Annotated in this window: 11 protein-coding genes; 8 read left to right on the top strand and 3 right to left on the bottom strand. The window is 44.8% G+C overall.

Annotation, left to right across the window (positions count from 1 at the left end; all coding sequences use genetic code 11):
• Positions 1-174 precede the first annotated feature (174 nt).
• The 5 genes from ABXT59_RS07730 to ABXT59_RS07710 all read left to right on the top strand — a co-directional run bounded on the left by ABXT59_RS07730 (position 175) and on the right by ABXT59_RS07710 (position 9823).
• A complete protein-coding gene (locus ABXT59_RS07730) occupies positions 175-1305 on the top strand; it encodes a PQQ-dependent sugar dehydrogenase (RefSeq protein ID WP_443635309.1) in 1131 nt (376 codons plus the stop codon).
• Between the two features lie 419 nt (positions 1306-1724).
• A complete protein-coding gene (gene hrpA / locus ABXT59_RS07725; protein WP_443635308.1) occupies positions 1725-5624 on the top strand; it encodes an ATP-dependent RNA helicase HrpA in 3900 nt (1299 codons plus the stop codon).
• Between the two features lie 318 nt (positions 5625-5942).
• Complete coding sequence (locus ABXT59_RS07720) at positions 5943-6506, top strand: hypothetical protein (protein WP_443635306.1); 564 nt, start codon at positions 5943-5945, stop codon at positions 6504-6506.
• 398 nt (positions 6507-6904) lie between these two features.
• Complete coding sequence (locus tag ABXT59_RS07715) at positions 6905-7930, top strand: porin (RefSeq protein ID WP_443635305.1); 1026 nt, start codon at positions 6905-6907, stop codon at positions 7928-7930.
• Between the two features lie 114 nt (positions 7931-8044).
• The gene (locus tag ABXT59_RS07710) at positions 8045-9823 is read left to right on the top strand and encodes a sulfotransferase (RefSeq protein ID WP_443635304.1); all 1779 of its coding nucleotides are present in this window, start codon (positions 8045-8047) and stop codon (positions 9821-9823) included.
• A 203-nt stretch (positions 9824-10026) separates the two neighbouring features.
• On the opposite strand, the gene ABXT59_RS07705 is transcribed toward ABXT59_RS07710, so the two are convergent.
• Complete coding sequence (locus tag ABXT59_RS07705) at positions 10027-11373, bottom strand: DEAD/DEAH box helicase (protein WP_443635302.1); 1347 nt, start codon at positions 11371-11373, stop codon at positions 10027-10029.
• A 217-nt stretch (positions 11374-11590) separates the two neighbouring features.
• On the opposite strand from ABXT59_RS07705, the gene ABXT59_RS07700 reads away from it, so the two are divergent.
• Together ABXT59_RS07700 and ABXT59_RS07695 are read left to right on the top strand one after the other, a co-directional pair.
• Positions 11591-13792, top strand: a complete 2202-nt coding sequence (locus ABXT59_RS07700; RefSeq protein ID WP_443635300.1) for a YgiQ family radical SAM protein — start codon at positions 11591-11593, stop codon at positions 13790-13792.
• A 201-nt stretch (positions 13793-13993) separates the two neighbouring features.
• Positions 13994-14650, top strand: a complete 657-nt coding sequence (locus ABXT59_RS07695) for a glutathione S-transferase family protein (protein WP_443635299.1) — start codon at positions 13994-13996, stop codon at positions 14648-14650.
• Here the strand turns inward: ABXT59_RS07695 and ABXT59_RS07690 are convergent.
• Both ABXT59_RS07690 and ABXT59_RS07685 read right to left on the bottom strand, forming a co-directional pair.
• On the bottom strand, positions 14647-16803 hold the full coding sequence (locus ABXT59_RS07690; RefSeq protein WP_443638578.1) for a malate synthase G: 2157 nt from the start codon (positions 16801-16803) through the stop codon (positions 14647-14649). The genes ABXT59_RS07695 and ABXT59_RS07690 overlap by 4 nt on opposite strands.
• A 470-nt stretch (positions 16804-17273) precedes the next feature.
• Positions 17274-18218 (bottom strand): LysR family transcriptional regulator, encoded by a 945-nt coding sequence (locus ABXT59_RS07685; protein WP_443635297.1) that lies wholly within the window; start codon positions 18216-18218, stop codon positions 17274-17276.
• Between the two features lie 392 nt (positions 18219-18610).
• Here ABXT59_RS07685 and ABXT59_RS07680 point away from each other — a divergent pair, with 392 nt between their 5' ends.
• The gene (locus tag ABXT59_RS07680) at positions 18611-20206 is read left to right on the top strand and encodes an isocitrate lyase (protein ID WP_443635295.1); all 1596 of its coding nucleotides are present in this window, start codon (positions 18611-18613) and stop codon (positions 20204-20206) included.
• Positions 20207-20331: the final 125 nt, after the last annotated feature.

Raw genomic sequence — 20331 nt, 5'->3', positions numbered from 1 at the left:
GTGGTGGCAAAACAGTTCACTGGTTTGAAGGCAGTTTGCGAGCTTACGGGAGCAAAGATATATGATCGCCTGGTCGGATACTATAAAATTAATGGATCAGACTTTGGAAAGTACATGATGGATAATGCTTCATGCGTTGTGTGGGAGAAGATCGATGTATGGGATAGGTATTAAATGCGTACGGTTATTCTAATATTGTTAATAAACTTAGCTTCAAATGCTTGGGCAAATAATGTTGTTACTGGAAGTGCAGGTAGCAAATTGGAAGGGAAAGTTGTTTCTGAATTCGACAGTCCTTGGGCAATGTCTTTTATTGACAGTGAAAATCTACTGGTCACTACAAAAGCTGGAAAACTTTGGCTCGTAAATACCAGTGGTGAACAGTCTTTAGTCTCTGGAGTTCCAAAAGTTTTTGCAGGTGGCCAAGGCGGTTTAGGTGATGTCGTTGTGCATCCAAATTATGCACAAAATAAATTAGTTTATATTTCGTACATCAATTCAGACAATGCAGGAAAGACACGATATGCGTCCGTATTAAGAGCCACATTGGGAAGATCAGATCAACCACATCTGAAAAACATTGAAACCATTTGGAAACAAACACCCGCTCGATTGGGCAAAGGACATTTTTCTCACAGAATTGCATTTGGTGTTGATGGAACACAACACGTTGGCAAGGTTTTCATTACCTCTGGTGATCGGCAAGAACAAACCCCCGCACAAAAATGGGACACGGCATTAGGAAAAATTATCCGCCTAAATGACGATGGCACCATACCTAGAGACAACCCATTTCAAGATAAAGGCGACCTTGCAAAAACCTTTTGGTCGATGGGTCACAGGAATGCCCTTGGAATCGCATTTGCCAAAAATGGTGAACTATGGGCGCACGAAATGGGTCCGAAGCATGGCGATGAATTTAATTTAATTGTGGCGGGTGAAAATTATGGTTGGCCAATAGTGTCGGAAGGCAATCATTATAGTGGAGCAGAAATTCCCATTCATAAAACAAGACCAGAATTCATGGCACCAAAACTTTATTGGGTACCTACGTTAGCTCCATCAGGATTAATTTTTTATGAAGGGGATGAATTTACCGAATGGAATGGAAATGCTTTTATTGGAGGATTGAAAAGCAAAGCGCTGGTTCGAATAGTTTTTAATAATGAAAAGCCTTTTGAAGCTGAACGATTCAGTTGGTCTCAAAGAGTAAGAGAAGTTGAAATGGGCCAAGATGGCGCGATTTGGGTTTTGGAAGATGGCCCATCTGGCAGGTTAATAAAGTTCACAAAACCAAATGCATAGATTGAGGCACATGCCTCCCGTGGCGCAACCAAGCGCCCCGCAACAAATCAAGTTGCTGCCACTTTTTTAATCCAACCTTCTCAAGGGCGGTGAAGGCGATACTATCGCGCCTTTAGGCCCCACAGCGGCCCACTAGGCATCGTGATAAACACATAAACAGACACAGCTAATGCCGTAGATAGACTCTTGCTTTTGGGTATGAAGCAGGTCTGAGCACCAATTAATGGCTTGGGAGCTTATTGCACCACTAACCCAGTTTAGGTCTATGTACCCTGGAATTAAGCCCATTATTAATGTATGTAAACTACACCAAGTGTTTGTAGTGGCACAGATTATAAGTATATAACGTGCAGTAAAGTGGTAATAAACTCGTTCCATAGTGTGCTAAACTAGCTGCTTTAAAATCATCTCTTTTTTATATGTCTTCTGTCTTCTCTAACTGCATGGTCAAAGACCAAGCTGAACTCAAAAACTTGTCTCAACGTATTGCCCAGCGTCAAAAGCGTGGTCAGCCCAGTGATAAATTAGTCCAACAGTTAGCAACCAAAGCCCTAACAAGCCAAACCCTCTACGAACAGCGTCAAAAAGCTTTACCCACGTTAGACTATCCCCCTGAATTGCCCGTTAGTGGACAGCGTGAAAAGTTAGTGCAGTTAATCCGTGAACATCAGGTGGTGGTGTTAGCTGGCGAGACGGGTTCGGGGAAAACCACTCAGTTGCCCAAGATTTGTTTAGAAGCAGGGCGCGGGGTGGGTGGCATGATCGGCCACACACAGCCTCGTCGTTTAGCGGCTAGAACGGTAGGGCAGCGCATTGCAGATGAGCTCAAAGTGCCCTTAGGGCAACAAGTAGGCTTTCAGGTGCGTTTCACAGAACAAGTGAGCGCTATTAGTCATATTAAGTTAATGACCGATGGCATTTTATTGGCAGAAACTCGGCAAGACCCAGACTTATTGCGTTATGACACCATTATTGTTGATGAGGCCCATGAACGTAGCTTAAATATTGATTTTTTATTGGGTTATTTAAAGCAATTATTGGGTCGTCGGTCTGACTTAAAACTCATTATTACTTCAGCTACCATTGATCTAGAGCGTTTTAGCAAACACTTTAATCATGCCCCAGTCGTCGAAGTCAGTGGACGCACATTTCCTGTTGATGTTTGGTACCGCCCTTTATTTGCCTCTAAAGTAGATCAAGATCAAGACCTGCAAAGTGCAATTCAACAGACTCTAGAAGAAATAGAACAGCATGAGCGTCAAGCCAAACAGCATAATGGTGACGTGCTTATTTTCCTTCCGGGTGAGCGAGATATCCGAGACCTCGCCTCTTTCTTGCGTAAACAAGAGCAAAAGCACTGGCAGATCTTACCTTTATACGGTCGTTTAAGTTTTAGTGACCAACAAAAGGTATTCCAGCCGTCTGGTAAAAGTGCAGGCAGGCGCATTGTCTTAGCCACCAATGTGGCAGAAACCTCTGTCACTGTGCCAGGCATTCGTTATGTCATAGACCCAGGTACAGCTCGAATGAGCCGCTACAGCTACCGTTCTAAAGTACAACGTTTACCTATAGAAGCCATTTCACAAGCCAGTGCCAATCAACGCAAGGGGCGATGTGGTCGAGTCTCAGCAGGTATTTGTATTCGCTTGTATGATGAAGCCGACTTTATTGGGCGGCCAGAGTTTACTGATGCAGAAATTTTGCGCACGAATCTAGCCTCAGTAATCCTGCAAATGCATGACTTAAAGTTGGGTCCTGTGGAAGAGTTCCCCTTCATTGATGCACCAGATAGCCGCTTTGTGAACGATGGTGTGAAATTATTACAAGAATTAGGCGCTTTAGATGAAGGGCGTCATCTTACACCGCTTGGCAAGCAGTTAGCACGTTTGCCTGTAGACCCTCGCATTGGGCGCATGGTGGTGGCAGCGAATGATTGGCAAGCGTTAAACGAAGTGCTACTAATCGCCAGTGCCCTCACCATTCAGGATCCTCGGGAAAGGCCGCAAGATAAGCAACAAGCGGCAGATCAGCAACACCAGTTGTGGCGTGAAAAAGATTCAGACTTTTTAAGTCTGGTGAACTTGTGGCAAGGCTACGAGCACGAGCGCCAGCAATTAACTCAAAATCAATTACGTCAATGGTGCAGTAAGCATTTTTTGTCTTACCTGCGCATGCGTGAGTGGCGTGAGGTGCACAGACAACTATTACTCATGTGTCAGCAGATGGGTTTTAAAACTAATACCACACTAGCCAGTTACGAAGCCGTGCACAGGGCTTTATTAACGGGCTTGCTGGGGCATATTGGTCATAAAGACGAAGATGGCCAATTTGCGGGGCCCAGACAGCGTAAGTTCTTGTTGTTTCCAGGTTCTGCTTTAGCCAAAAAACCACCAGCTTGGATTATGGCGGCAGAATTAGTAGAAACCTCACGCTTATTTGCCCGCTGCGTTGCAAAAATAGAGCCGCAATGGGTAGAGCAAGGTGCAGGTGCCTTGCTCAAGTATAACTATAGTGAGCCCGCCTGGCATAAGCGCCAAGGCCAAGTGATGGCGTTTGAGCAAGTGAGCTTATATGGTTTGGTATTGGCCAGTCAACGCAAAGTGGCCTATGGGAAAATAGATCCAGAAGTTTGCCAACAACTCATGATCATGGAAGGTTTGGTGCACAATAACTTGCTCACTAAAGGTCAGTTTTTGGCCCATAATCAAAGCTTGGTGGAAGAGATTGAAGCCCTTGAAGCTAAGTCGAGACGGCGTGATATTCTTGTTGACGAACAAGTGTTGTTTGACTTTTACCATGGCAAAATGGCCGATATTAAAACGCCTATTGTTAGTGCTGCAAGTTTTGAATCTTGGCGCAAGCAGCAAGAAAAATCTCAACCTGAGTATTTATTTCTGCGCCAAGAAGACCTCATGCAACATGATGCTGAAGGCATTAATGACAAGAGTTTTCCTGATCATTTAATGTGGCATGGCATGAGTTGGCCTTTAAGCTATCACTTTGAACCCAATCACGAGCAAGATGGCGTCACCATTCAAGTGCCTTCGAGCCAGCTTAAGCGCTTGCCCCTTAAACGCTTGCAGTGGCTGGTGCCTGGCTTATTAAAAAATAAGCTGGCCGCTTTACTCAAGGGCCTACCCAAAACGCAACGCAAAGCCTTTGTGCCTGTACCTGAATATGCTCAAGCCCTATTTGAGGCTTTATCAGTAGATGAGGTGGACTTATCTGAGGCTATGGCAAAACATTTACAACGCATGAGTGGACGTCCGTTTGATGTCAAACTGCTACAGCAGGTTGAGCTTGAGACGCATTTTTTAATGAACCTGCAAGTGATTGATGAAACAGGCCAATGCATAGCCCAAGGGCGAGATCCATTAAAATTGTTAGGGTCATACGCTACTGTCGGCGCAGTTAGTCATGCCCCCAGCGTTGCCCACCCTCTGTTAAAGCAGGGACTTACACAGTGGGACTTTTCAGCCTTGCCAAAAACCATGACCCTAGGCGAGGGGGGCATGAAGTTGCCAGTTTGGCCTGCGATTAAAGACCAAGGTAAAGCCGTAGACATTGTATTTACTGATTCAATAGAAGAAGCATCAGTGACGACCCGTGGGGGATTAGTGCGCCTTTACTCTTTTGCTGTCAATGACCAAACTAAACATCTTGCCCGCTCATTGCCAGGCTTCAGACAAGCAGAGTTGTTGTATGGGGCTTTGGGTACAGCGCAAGAGTTACGACAACAAGTATTTGATCAAGCGATCCTACTCGTGTTTTTACCTGCTAGTTTAAACGTCGATGCATGGCCTACTAACTCTGAAGCGTTTAATGCATCTTTAGAGCAGCGTGGGCATTATGCTGAGGCGGTGGAGCAGGTGCTCACACTAAGTGTAGAGTTATTACAACGCCATCATGCCATTAGAAAAACCTTGAAAGGGCAATTAAACCTAGCTTGGGCTAATGTCTATCAGGACATAGGGGGGCAACTTGACCGCTTGATGCACAAACAATTCTTGGCGCAAAAAGAATGGCAGCAACTGACCCATGTGCCGCGTTATTTAAAAGCCATCGAGGCCCGACTGCAACGATTCAAAAGTCAGATCGCAAAAGAAAATGTAGCTGTACAAGAACTTCGAGACTGGCAGAAAAAAATAGACACTGCCCAATCTCAGTGTTTACCTTATACCCCAGAGCACCAAGCCTTGAATGAGTTTGTCTGGTCCATAGAAGAATATCGAGTGTCGTTATTTGCCCAGCAGTTAGGTACACAAAAACCCATTTCGGCCAAACGCCTACAAAAACAGTGGCAGGCGATCAACCCTTAGCATTAATGGTTGGCACTTGGTGGCATGCGTTGGATAAATCACCCACAAAAAATAAGCATATAAAACAATAAATATAATTTAAAAGCGATATTATATTAAATACTTTAATATTAAATAATAAAAATGACATTATATTTCAATACTCTATTTATTTTTATCATATTTTGCATTACCATCTATTCCTATGTGAGTGCTTGTATTGGCTTGCGGGTCACGTGGTATGGCAAAATAATCAGGAAAGATAAAGTGCATCTTTACTGCTGAATTCTTACTCTCCTTTGCTAGTTAAATCTATTTTTTATTTGAAGGGGAATTTCAATGAAAAAAACTCTAATCGCGCTTGCGATCGCTGCTGCAATGCCAGTGGCTGCTCAAGCAGACGTCACCATTTTTGGAAGATTGACTTCTAAGTACAAGAACACTGGTGCTATCGACACTTACTCTCGGCTATCCATCGCTTCTTCTGAAGTATTGGCCAATGGCATGACTGCAACGGCTTCTTTTGCCATTTTAGCTGACACTGAAAAACAGGATATAGCAACTTTGTCTGGTGACTTTGTTACATTAACTGTGGGTGAAAGCGATTCTGATGGCACCTTTCAAGCTGGTGGCGTAGTTGATGTTGCCTCTGACAATGCTTACAGCAGCGATTCTAAAGCGGCTACTGTTTTTAGTGTTGCTTACTCAGGTTCTGTTACAGGCCTAACAGTTGCTGTTCAGGTCAATTCTGCTGCTGACACTGCTAGAGCAGGACTTAAGGCTAAGAGCAGTCAAATAAATGGTACTGACAAAATGAATGGTCTGAGGGCTGGCTATGCTTCTGCAATTGAGTGCTTTCTCTGCCCCACAATTCTGTTGATAGTGCATATCTTGCCCGTATAGTGATTCAAGCTAATTTACCGTTTAGTAATAAAAGTAATCATTTTTATTACAAATAAACGGCATTAGTGATACTTAATTTGATAATATAAACAAAAGAATACAAAAATCATATTAATTTATATTTATTACATAAATTAACACTATTCACCTTGTTAAACCCCATGTGTGGTGTTAAATTTGATTCGCTTAGATAAATATTAGTATTTATTTGCGCAGCGAACAATTAAGAAAATAATTCACCGACAGGTTCATTTTCTTAATTGTTTGTTTTAATGAACAATTAAGTGGATTGCTTTACCGAATCAAACCGATCATTGTAATAAAGATCAGTCAGTCAGGTAAAGCAATTGTTTAACTAGCTAGTTAAATTTTATAAATATTATTGAAGGGGAATTTCAATGAATAAGACTCTAATCGCTCTTGCGATCGCCGCTACACTACCTGTAGCTGCTGTAGCCGACGTTACCATTTCTGGTAGCTTGAATACTAAGTACAAGAACACTGGTGCAGTCGACACTGACTCTCGTTTATCTGTAGCTTCTTCTGAAGTTTTGGCTAATGGCATGACCGCAACTGCCGGTTTCTCTATTACTGCTGACACTGATGATGACACTGAAAACTCAGGTACTGCAACTTTAGCCGGTGACTTCGGTACACTAACTGTTGGTTCAATCGATGCTGACGGCGCGTTCCAAGCCGGTGATGTTGGTGGTGCAGTATCTAACACTACTGAAAGCACTAGCTCTACAGCTTCGTCTGTGTATGGTATCCACTACGCAGGTACGGTAGCAGGCCTTTCGGTTGCTGCCCAGGTTAATGCTAACACTGGCCCAACGGGCGGTGGAACAGCACAAACTAAGAGTACTCAAATGAGTGCTTCTTACGCGATGAATGGCCTAGTTCTTGGTTATGCATATGCTTCTGCTGCTGCTGATGATGCATCAACTGCTAACCATGATGGTCTCCATGAAGGTCAAACTGCTGTAGGCGCATCCTACACAATGGGCGACTTAGTGGTTTCTGTAGGCAAGGTAAACCTTAAAGACACTGCGGTAAGCCCAGATGCACTTGTATCTGCGACTTACACTTTGACTGCTGATGCCTTGACTATTGTTGCACAAGCTGACAATGCTCCATCGGGTGACTACCAGTTGAACTTGACTTACGCATTAACTGACTCGTTCAGCGTTTCATCTGAAGTTGATAAGGGCAAGACGACTACTATGGTAGCGACTTACTCAGCTGGCGACATGACTGCTACTGTAGCTAAGCAAGACGATGGTACTACTGACGCGTCTATCTCTCTAGACTACGGCAATGCTGACCTAACGATTGGTCGTGTTGGCGCACGAGCTGGAAGTGCTGGTGTTGGCCGTGCCGATGCTGCTGAGTACTCTCATGTGTCTTACTCGGTGGCATTCTAATTTAATTAGAAGCTAACCTGTTAGTCAAAAAGGCTCCTTCGGGAGTCTTTTTTTTGCCTTTTAAAAACTAATTCGCGTAAAATTAACGGTCACTTACATAGGACTAATTTTGATATGCAAAACGTAAATCAAACCTTGCAACAGGCCATTGCTCTGCATCAGCGAGGCAATTTCGCCTCTGCAGCCCAGCTTTATCAAAAAATATTAGCCATTGATGATAAACAATCTGATGCCCACAATTTATTAGGTGCGGTCTATGTGGCTACCAAAAAATTTAAATTAGCGGAGAAACACTTATTAAAAGCCACCAAGTATGCAAATGGTTATGCGCCAGCACATTACAATCTAGGTAAGGCCTACTTGGACCAGCACAAGCACTACCTGGCACTGTCTTCTTTTTCTAAGGCGGTAAAAATAGACCCTAATTATGCTGAAGCGTTATTCCTATTAGCCAATACGCGGGTTTCCCTGGGGGCGGTGGCGCAAGCTAAACCATTATTTCAGCAGGTTATCACCCTGACGCCAAATAATTATGAAGCGCATAATAATTTGGGCAGTGCCTTACACGAACTAGGAGATCATCAGTCGGCTATCCCTCACTTTCAGAATGCCATCGCCTTAAAGCCTGACTTTGAATTAGCCTACCGCAACCTTGGCTATGCCTTGGTTAAGTTAGAACGTCACGAAGAGGCGCTCGAAGTTTATCAAACCTGCCTTAAATACTTCGCGAGTGCTAGGTTATATCAATTTAAGGGTACGACATTACAGCAATTAGGGCGTATGGATGAGGCAAGAGAAGCCTACCTAAAGAGTATAGAATTAGATCCGAGCTTGGGAGCTTGTTATCGGCATCTCGCTGAAATTACTAAGTTAGATAGCTCTGACGGCATTGATGTTCAAAAGATTGTACAAGAGGGACTTGAGCAACCTAACTTGACTGAAGACTTCATTAAGCATGTATCTTTTGCTTGGGCCAAGATCAATGATGGTCAAAAGAATTACACGACTGCATTTAAAGCCTATAAACGTGGCAATGACATTAAAAGTAAAGAGAATAAATACAGGAAAAGTGGTAGTCACGAATTATTTAAGTTACTAACTTCAAGCTATAATGCGGATTTTCTATCACACGCAGCTAACAGTGGTTTAACTGAGGCCAAGCCTATTTTTATATTGGGCATGCCTCGCTCAGGTACGACCTTGGTTGAACAAATTATTTCCAGTCATTCAGATGTCACAGGAGCTGGTGAATTAAGTTACATGGCTGATCAAGCGAAGCAAGTTAAAAGTGGTTTGCTAGCCTTCCACAAACTCTTCCCCAAAATGAATCAAAGCCAATGGAAGGATATTGGCCAAGCCTATTTAAACGGCTTAAATCGTTATGATGAGGGTAGGGTTCACATCACTGATAAAATGCCCCATAATTTCCTTAATATCGGTATGATTAGTAAGTTGCTACCTAATGCTCGAATTATTCATTGTAAGCGTCATCCCGTGGCTAATTGTTTATCCATTTATAAAGCTTACTTTGGTGGTAAAAACTCTCACCCTTATGCTTATAATTTAAAAGATTTGGCCCACTATCATAATTTATATGAAGATTTGATGGCTCATTGGCGCCAAGTTTTACCAGGGCGTTTCTATGAAGTGTCTTATGAGCAATTAACCTCGAATCAAGAGCCAGAGAGTCGTCAGTTAATAGAATACTGTGGGTTAGACTGGCAAGATGCCTGCTTAGACTTTTATAAAACTAAGCGTAAGGTGAAAACAGCTAGTGCCTTTCAGGTGCGTCAACCCATGCACAATCAGTCAGTTGATTTATGGAAACGTTACGGTGAGGCGTTGCAGCCTTTGTTGGATGATTTGTATATTCCTGAAGAGTATCGTGATTAGATTAATGCGAAGATAGGCGTTTATATTTAACTTTAAGAGCTTTTAATGAATTATAAGGAATGATAATGAATTTTAGTGAGATATAAAAACACGACTTTTTAGTGAGTGACTATTCTTATCGAGTAGCTATTCTTAGCAAGCGACTGTTCTTTAAAAGGGTCCTTTGGCTTCTAAAATGCTGAAAATTAAGCCGCAACCTATACCTAAATTTTTGGTTTCTTCTTGCCAAAGGGCATGGTGCCATCACCCCAAATGCTTGCAGCATTAGTTTGGGCTTGGCGTTCTTGTGCCGCCTCTTTTTTACTTAGTGGTGTTGGTTTTTTCGCCTTGGCTTTGGTTGTTTGTTGGGCAGCGCTTTTTGTGTCGCGGTGCTCTTTGGCTTCGTGGCCCTTGATGACCATTCGTTCTAATGGTTCACCTTGGGCTTTTTCTACGCTCAACAATAAACCACGTTCAGAAATATTAACCAAGTTAATGGCTTTGCCTTGCGCACCCGCACGGCCTGTGCGGCCTGTGCGATGCAGGTAATCATCTAAGTTTCTAGCCATATCAAAGTTAATGACTAGCTCAACACCGTCAATGTCTAAGCCTCGAGCCGCCACTTCTGTGGCTACCAAGGTGTTAAAACTATGTTGGCGGAATTGACGCGTAATGTCGTTACGTAAGTCTTGTGGCAGATCCCCGTGCAGGGCCACGGCATTAATGTTGTGGCTCTGGAGAAAATTAGCTAAGTCTTCGCTAAGTTTACGACTGTTACAGAAAATCAGGTGTTTTTTTGCAGTTTCATGGGCTAGTAGCCAAGATAACACTCGTTTTTTGTGTTCTATGTCATCGCAAACTACAATCATTTGCTTAATGTTCTCTTGCACTTGGGTGGCATCATTAAGTCGAATGTCGACTGGGTTTTTAAGCAACACCTGAGCCATGTCTTGTACTTTTGGGCTGTGCAAAGTGGCGGAGTAAAACAAGGTTTGTCGGTTGACGTTGCAGGCTGCTGCAATGCTTTCTACGTCTTCACAAAACCCCAGCTCTAACATGCGGTCGGCTTCGTCAACCACGAGCATTTCTAAGTGCTCTGTGTCAGTTTGGTTTTTACGCTGATGTTCCATAAAACGACCTGGTGTGGCAATCACTAAGTCTGGATTTTTGCGCAATAAAGCCTGTTGATAGTGGTAATCTTCGCCGCCTAGGATTAAGGCCGCTTGCAGTTTAGTGCCCTTAATGAGTTTGTTGGTCAGGCTGAGCACCTGATGAGCGAGTTCCCGAGTTGGTACCAAGATTAAACAGCGGGTGCTAAAGCCAATGGCTTTGGTATTGAGTATTTGATTAAGGGCAGGGATGACGTAAGCGAGGGTTTTACCACTGCCAGTGTCGGCGCTCATCAACAGATCGTGACCCGCCAGGGCAGCCGGCAAGGCATGACATTGGGCCACTGTGGCGTGTTCAAAGCCTTGTTGTGCAATGTTTATTTTTAACCGAGGGTTGTAGGCTTGATCAGCGAAACTGATTTGTGGAACTGGGGCGGGTGCTACTGGGGTGGGTTTAGTCACGAAGGCTCCTTAGATGAGGCGGCATTTTAGCACCTCTACGGAGGCATTACGAGCAGCGGCGCAAGCCTGTTAGCCCATAGATTATGAGTGCGCCTAAGGTGCTAATAAAACCCAATCATAAAGGGACTGAGGCATTGGTTTACTCGCAATGATAAAGGCTGTGCTATAATACGTCACCGCATTGAGCGGGCGTTATAATTGACTAAAAGGTCTGCCAATGTCGAGTTCCAATGCTGCTTCTGATATGTCTTCGTACTTGGCACCAGAAAAACGTATTTTTGAATACCCTAAATATTGGGCTGAGTGTTTTGGGGCAGCGCCGTTTTTGCCAACGACTCGTGCAGAGATGGACCTGTTGGGCTGGGACTCTTGTGATGTAATCGTCGTGACTGGCGACGCGTATGTGGATCACCCTAGCTTTGGCATGGCCATTATAGGTCGTTTATTGGAGTCTCAAGGCTTCAGGGTAGGCATTATTGCGCAGCCCGATTGGAGCAGTGCAGAAGCCTTTAAAGCATTAGGTCAACCCAATCTTTATTTCGGTGTTGCCGCGGGCAATATGGACTCCATGATTAACCGCTACACGGCTGACCGGCGTCTGCGCCATGATGATGCTTACACTCCAGGTAATGTCGGTGGCAAGCGGCCAGATCGCGCCACCTTACACTACACGCAGCGCTGCAAAGAAGCCTTTAAAGGCGTGCCTGTTATTATTGGTGGCATTGAAGCGAGCCTTAGACGCATTGCTCACTATGATTATTGGTCAGAAAAAGTGCGCCGCTCTATGTTGATTGATGCAAAAGCGGACATGCTTATTTATGGCAATGCCGAACGGCCTCTAGTAGAAGTGACCCACCGTATGGCTAATGGCGAAACGCTGGAGCAAATGCAAGACATTCGCGGTACTGCCATTATGGTAAAGCAGCCACTCGCAGGCTGGCGTGGCAAAGATTCCACGACACTGGATGCCCCAGGCACCATTGATGCCATCATCAATCCCTATATTGATACCACCAAAATGAGTAGCTGTGATGCAAGTAAAGATGCCTCACCCAATTTTGTAGATGCCAAAGATGCAGTACAAACCTTGTCCATTAAGCCCATGGCGGCTTATGAACCAGTTAAGGGCCAGCCTTGGTTTAAAACTTATGCCAAGTTACCCAGTTACGACGTGGTCAAGACTGACCCAGTGATGTATGCCCACGCGAGTCGAGTGATGCATCACGAAACTAACCCCGGCAGTGCTAGGGCCTTGTATCAAGAGCATGGTAATAAAGCCTTGTGGGTTAATCCGCCTGCTATGCCCCTTGATACCGAAGAAATGGATTATGTATTTGCAGCGCCTTTCGCGCGCGTGCCACATCCCATGTATGGTGATGAGAAAATTCCAGCGTATGACATGATTCGGTTCTCGGTCAACATTATGCGAGGCTGTTTTGGAGGCTGTAGTTTCTGTTCTATTACTGAGCATGAAGGCCGTATTATTCAGAACCGTTCAGAAGACTCCATTATTCGTGAAGTGGAAGATATGCGCGATAAGGTGCCTGGTTTTACAGGTGTAGTGTCAGACCTTGGTGGGCCAACGGCCAACATGTACCGTTTACACTGTAAAGATCCAAAAGTAGAGGCAACCTGTCGTTTACCCTCTTGTGTGCACCCGACCATATGCGACTACATGGGCACAGACCACAAGCCACTGATTAACTTGTATCGCCGAGCCCGTGCGCTGCCTGGTATCAAAAAAGTGCTTATTGCCTCAGGTCTGCGCTATGACTTAGCCATACGTGACCCTGAATATGTCAAAGAACTCGTGACCCATCATGTGGGTGGCTATTTAAAAATTGCCCCTGAACACACAGAAAGTGAGCCATTAAGGCACATGCTTAAACCCAACATGAGCAGCTATAACAAATTTAAGCGCATGTTTGAGAAGTATTCTAAAGAAGCGGGCAAAGAGCAGTACTTGATTCCTTATTTTATTAGTGCTCACCCGGGCACTCGTGATGTGGATATGGTGAATATGGCCATGTGGCTAAAAACCAATAAGTTCCGCTTAGATCAAGTGCAGAACTTCTACCCATCGCCTATGTGTAATGCGACGACCATGTATTATACGGAGGTCAACCCGCTGAAAAAGGTGACCCGTGACAGTGAGCGTGTCAGTATCCCTAGGGGCATTCGCCAGCGCCGCTTACACAAAGCCATATTGCGTTATCATGACCCAAAAAACTGGGCTCAGATCCGTGAAGCTTTAGTTGATATGGGTATGAAAAATCTCATTGGTAAGGGCCCTCAGTGCTTAGTGCCTGCAGCTAGTCATGCTGAATCAAGTCGGTCTGCTCCTAAGGCTGCTAGAGGCAAGCAGGGAATGACTAAGCATACCTCACCGCGATCGCAGAAGATGAGACGTTCAAGATAGTCATTCATAGAGCCATTAATAGAGTCATCAGGTTAGGCACTAATTGAGGCGCTTGGCTAGGTATTAATTGAGGTAATAAGCTAGGCACCAATTGAGGCGCTGAGCTGGGTGTTAAACTGGGTATTAAGTAGACTTTAAATTAGGCAAAATAGGTATTGATGGTCTAAGCTTAAGGTCTAATTAATCCTTTAGAGAACAACGATGCAGCTCGTTATTGGTAATCAAAACTATTCCTCTTGGTCGATGCGGCCTTGGGTAGCGATGACGCATTTTGGCGTGTCGTTTGAAACCATCAAGCTAGAACTTGATACACCTGTCTTCGCAGCGCAGATTAAACAGTATTCTAACGCCAACACTGTGCCTGTGTTAATGACGCAAAACGGGACGGCTACCGATAGTTTGTCCATCCTAGAGACACTAGCCGATAGCCATCCTCAGATGTGGCCGAGTGATCCTAAGCTCAAAATAATGGCCCGTAATGCCGTTGCACGCATGCACAGTGGTTTTTTTGCTTTACGCAGTGAGATGCCCATGAATTGTCGTGCCATTCAGCGCAGGTTAGACATTACCCCGGCTTGCAGAAACGATATTGACCAAGTGGAGGCCCTGTGGACTCAGTGCCTTGCTGCAGCATATCAGGTTGGTCAAACGCAAGGTTATTTGTTGGGTGGCTTCTCTATTGCTGATGCTTTTTTTGCACCTGTGGTCGTGCGTTTACGTGGCTATAAGGTCACCGTTAATCCAACAACACAGACCTATATGGATACCGTGCTATCCACCCCTGCGGTGATGGCTTGGATGGCCGCAGGGGTAAAAGAAGCTAGCGTCTTACATCAAGACGAAGCAGGCTTTGATTAAGCGTAAACGCGCTTCGCTTCTTGACGCCGTCTATGCAGAACTGGTTCTGTATAACCACTGGGCTGTGACGTGCCTTCAAACACCAACTCGCAGGCGGCTTGGAAGCCCACGCTGGAGTTAAATTCAGGGGCCATATTACGATAATCTGGGTCGCCTGCATTTTGCTCGTCAACTAGAGCTGCCATGCGCTTTAAGCTGTCCATCACCATGTCTTTGGTGACAAAATCATGTTCCAGCCAATTCGCTAAAGACTGGGAGGAGATGCGCAAGGTGGCGCGATCTTCCATTAAACCCACTTGGTTAATATCAGCGACTTTAGAACAGCCAATGCCACTTTCAACCCAGCGAATCACATAACCCAATAAACCTTGGCAGTTATTGTCTAATTCTCGCGCAATGTCATTTTTGCTTAAGCTATGGCTGCCTAATAACGGTATTTCCAACAAATCATCTTGTTTGACTTGGGTAGACGTGGCCAAATTGAGTAGTTCGCTTTGACGTTCCTGAACTAATACCTGATGATAATGCAATGCATGCAACACCGCCGCTGTTGGAGAGGGAACCCAAGCTGTGCTGGCGCCAGACATTGGATGTTCCAATTTAGTCGCCATCATTTCCGCCATGCAGTCTGGTTTTGCCCACATGCCTTTGCCGATTTGAGCACGGCCTTTTAAGCCACAAGCTAAGCCCGTTTCAACATTGTTATCTTCATAAGCTGCAATCCAAGCTTGTTGCTTCATGATGCCTTTGGGCAACATAACGCCTGCTTGCATGGATGTGTGTATTTCATCGCCTGTGCGATCAAGAAAGCCAGTGTTAATAAAGGCGACACGCTCACTCGCTTGTGCAATACACGCTTTGAGGTTAACGCTGGTGCGGCGTTCCTCATCCATAATGCCCACTTTCAAAGTGTTTTTTGGTAAATCAAGTAAGTCTTCTATGCGACCAAATAGGTCACAAGTGAAAGTCACTTCTTCAGGGCCATGCATTTTGGGTTTAACGATATAAATACTGCCCGTGCGGCTGTTGCCTTTCGCTGAGGGGCCACGAATGTCATGTAAAGCACACAGACTGGTGATGAAACCATCCATTATGCCTTCTGGTATTTCGTCACCTTGGCTATTTAAAATGGCGTTATTGGTCATCAAGTGACCTACGTTACGGATAAATAACAAACTACGTCCATGCAAACTAAACGAACTACCATCGGCGCTTTGGTAATGACGATCGCTATTTAATTGACGCGTGATGCTGACGCCGTTCTTTTGCATGTCTATCGACAGGTCGCCTTTCATGAGGCCAAGCCAATTGCGATAAACGATCACTTTATCTTCTGCATCAACAGCGGTTACAGAGTCTTCACAATCCATAATTGTAGACACAGCAGCTTCCATAACGATGTCTTTTAAGCCTGCCAGATCGCTAGCACCAATAATATGCTCTCGGTCGATGTGCAATTCAAGATGCAGGTTGTTGTGCTTTAGTAAGAGGGTCTTCGGTGCCTTAGCATCACCTTGAAAACCCGCAAATTGAGTGGGTTCTGCAAGTAGAGTAACTTGGCCATGATCAAGCTGACATTGAAGCTGCCCATTATCGACCGTATATTGGGTGACTTGGCTGTGGCTTGCTTCATGCAAGGGCAGGTGCGTGTCAAGCAGTTGCTTAGCAAACGCAATGACTTGGCTGCCGCGCTTTGAATCGTAGCCTTTTGCGGCCGTTTCGCTAGTGAGGGCATCGGTGCCATAAAGGGCATCGTACAAACTACCCCAGCGAGCATTGGCGGCATTGAGGGCGTAGCGCGCATTATTAATGGGCACTACCAATTGTGGTCCAGCCACGGTGCTAATTTCTATATCAACATTACTTGTAGTCACAGACACTTGCTCAGGTTCGGGTAACAGGTATCCAATGTCTTGCAGCATGGCTTTGTATGCCGCTGGCTCTGAGGTAGGGTGGTCTAAGTGCCATTGGTTAAGGGAGGTTTGTAATTGCTCTCGCTTATTGAGCAGATTTTGGTTGCGCACTTGAAACTCATTGAGCAAAGTCGCTAGGGATTCCCAAACCTGATCGCTGGTCAGGTTCAAACCAGGTAGAATTTCTTGTTCAACCATCGTATAGAGTTGAGTATCGATGGATAGGTTTGCATGACCCATTCTAGCGTTTAAATGCACGTTCATCTCCAAGCCCCTGAATATTATTAATAATGCGTAAAGTTTCTTATAGTGTACGAAAGCATTATATAGGAAACAACTAAAATGACTCATGAGTCTTTGGTCGTATGGCAATATATTGGGTATTTGCTTTAGAAATAGTAAATGTCTTGATGATGCAAACGATCATTTAGGAATCTAAAAACCAAAATCTAAAAACAGTTTCTAAAAAACAGATTCTGAAAATAGCAATTAAAACAAGTGCTAGCTTCGCAGATGAGTTTAGGAGATTAATTTAGGTGACGGGACACCTAATAAGGCCTATAAGCTGGCAGCCTCGGCCTTAGAGCTGCCAGTTCACAGTCCATGGTTTTTTGCGCGCGTTAACCAGCCCAACCCATCCCATTCCAACTCTGTCATGTCTAGTGGGTACTTATGCTGTTTCGGCAGCTTTGGTGCTAATGCGAGAGCTCTTACGCCTCGTCGATTTCTCGCGCTACTTCAGTAATCAAACCGCGAATCCATCGATGGGCTGGATTGTGCTGTAATAGTGGGCTCCACGCCATCGTTAAGGTCATTTCAGGAATTGGAAAGGGTGGGTCTAAGATGACCACGTCATCATTGTTCATCGTTTGCAAAGTCGCCTTGCGAGGTAGGGTAACAATGAGGTCTTTTTGGTTAGCAAGTTGCACTGCGGCTTGATAATGGCGCGTAAAGACGCGAATGTTACGTGTCTTGCCTAGCTCTGATAAAGCATTATCAACCCACCCGCGACGCTGTACGTCTTTGGGGTTCATGCCCACTCCAGCACCCATGCCCGTCTTACTCACCCAAATGTGGTGAGCTTTTAAATAGCTAGCTAAGGTGAAATTTTTAGCCATTGGGTTATCACGACTCATGAGGCAGATAAATTGGTCGCGCCAAAGAATCTTTTGGTGGAAAGACTGCGGCATCGAATCAAAGCGATTAATAACTAGGTCTACTTTACCTTGCTCTACATCATAAAAGTCGACGTCTGAAGGCGTCATTATATCCAAGCTAATGCCTGGCGCTTCTTTACGCAAACGCTCAACCAGAGGAGGGATGAGCGTGGGTTCTGAATAGTCGCTGGCCATAATCCGAAACACACGGGTCGAGGTGAGTGCATCAAAGGCAGCTTGTGGTTGCACAGCCTTGTCAATGGTGGCCAAAACTTCGCGTATGGTTGGTTGTAACCCTAGAGCTCTCTCAGTGGGCGTCATGCCGTCACTAGTGCGGATGAGCAGGGGGTCTTCAAAAACCTCTCTTAAGCGCCTTAAACCATTACTCATGGCAGGTTGGCTGAGGCCAAGTTGATTGGCTGCTTTAGTTACATTGCGCTCTTTTAATAGAGCGTCTAAATAAACTAATAAATTAAGATCAACGCGATCGATACCCACGTGCACCTCCAAGAAATTCAGTTAACTCAAGCTAGTTTAGCTTAACTAAGTCAACTTAGGTTTTACTGTGTTTCATTTCGTTTTGTTTTGATGCGCTTTAATGCCCAAAAGTAAAGGCATTATTCATTTTCATAATACAAACATTAAGTTCTATAACTAAGATAAATTATGCCACGGGAAGTACTGCCTGTCGAGGCTTTCGATTTATTCCTATATGCATTTTACTTTGCTATTTGTTTTGTGAATAGTAGGCATTAGCTTTGATGGCTGTCATAAGCATCAAGACCCCTCTAAACTAGAGTTATGAGTTGTTTTGTCACTTCTGGAGTGACGTTTTATTTTATGGCTCGAAACCGAAATTATAATAATTATTACCCAACTGAGGAATTGTCATGTCGCAATATCAAGATGATATTCAAGCTGTCGCTAACCTAAAGGCTGCTCAAGGCAGCGCTTGGGATGCTATTAATCCTGAGTCCGCAGCTCGGATGAAAGCTCAAAACCGTTTTCAAACGGGTTTAGATATTGCCCGTTACACCGCAGGCATAATGCGTGCAGACATGGATGCTTACGACCAAGATAGTTCTAAATACACACAATCATTAGGTTGTTGGCATGGTTTTATTGGTCAGCAAAAGATGATCTCTATAAAAAAACATTTTGATAACACTGATCGCCGTTACTTGTATCTATCGGGTTGGATGGTGGCAGCCCTAAGATCCGATTTTGGCCCATTGCCAGACCAATCAATGCATGAAAAAACTTCTGTATCCGCCTTAATCGAAGAGTTGTATACGTTTTTGCGTCAAGCAGATGCCCGTGAGTTGGGTGGGCTGTTTCGCGCCCTAGATGCGGCTCGGGAGGCCAATGATGCAACTGAACAAAAAGTGATTCAGGCTAAAATCGATGGTTTTGTGACCCATGTGGTGCCTATTATTGCAGACATCGATGCGGGTTTTGGAAATGCTGAAGCGACTTACTTGCTCGCTAAACGCATGATTGAGGCGGGAGCCTGTTGTATCCAACTTGAGAATCAAGTGTCAGACGAAAAACAATGTGGCCATCAGGACGGCAAAGTGACTGTGCCCCATGAGGACTTTTTAGGCAAAATTAGGGCCGTACGTTACGCCTTTCTTGAGTTGGGTGTGGATGATGGGGTCATCGTGGCTCGCACCGACTCATTGGGTGCTGGCTTGACCAAACAAATCGCGGTCACTAACACCAAAGGGGATCTAGGTGATCAATATAATTCCTTCTTAGATTGCGATGAGGTCACCACCGCAGATTTAAATAACGGTGATGTGGTGCTTAATCGTGATGGTACCTTAGTGCGGCCTAAACGCCTTCCATCTAACTTATTTCAGTTCCGTTCAGGCACGGGTGAAGACCGATGTGTGCTTGACAGTATTACTGCCCTTCAAAACGGTGCAGACTTATTATGGATCGAAACCGAAAAACCTCACGTCTCACAAATTGGTGGCATGGTGAGCCGCATTCGGGAAGTCATTCCCAATGCCAAACTCGTCTACAACAATTCACCCTCGTTTAACTGGACCTTAAACTTTCGTCAACAGGTGTTTGATGCGATGTCTGCTGCAGGTGACGATGTTTCGGCATACGTGCGGGCAGATCTAATGCAAGAGTCATACGATGGCAGTGCTTTAGCGGCCACAGCAGATGAAAAAATCCGCACTTTCCAAGCTGATTCGGCTCGTGAAGCGGGTATCTTCCATCATTTGATTACCCTACCAACCTACCACACTGCGGCCCTGTCTACGGATAACTTAGCTAAAGAGTACTTTGGAGACCAAGGTATGTTGGGTTATGTTGCCGGTGTGCAGCGTAAGGAAATTCGTCAAGGCATTGCCTGTGTTAAGCATCAAAATATGGCAGGTTCAGACCTAGGCGATGATCATAAAGAGTATTTCTCGGGCGACGCAGCCCTTAAAGCCTCAGGCAAAGACAACACCATGAATCAGTTTGGCTAAGCCTAGCACTCAATCTTCCTAGCCAAGGCCAAAAAGGTGAGACATGAGTCTCGCCTTTTTTTTGGTTTCAATGGGGGCAGGTCATCTAATAGCCAAACTGCGCTTTCAAAATAGTCTTGTTCGGA

It is taken from the genome of Candidatus Njordibacter sp. Uisw_058 (genome assembly GCF_047730065.1).
In the GTDB taxonomy this organism is placed as follows: domain Bacteria; phylum Pseudomonadota; class Gammaproteobacteria; order Pseudomonadales; family Balneatricaceae; genus Njordibacter.
Note: the sequence above shows the minus strand (reverse complement) of the source record. Positions and strands in the feature narration are given on the sequence as shown.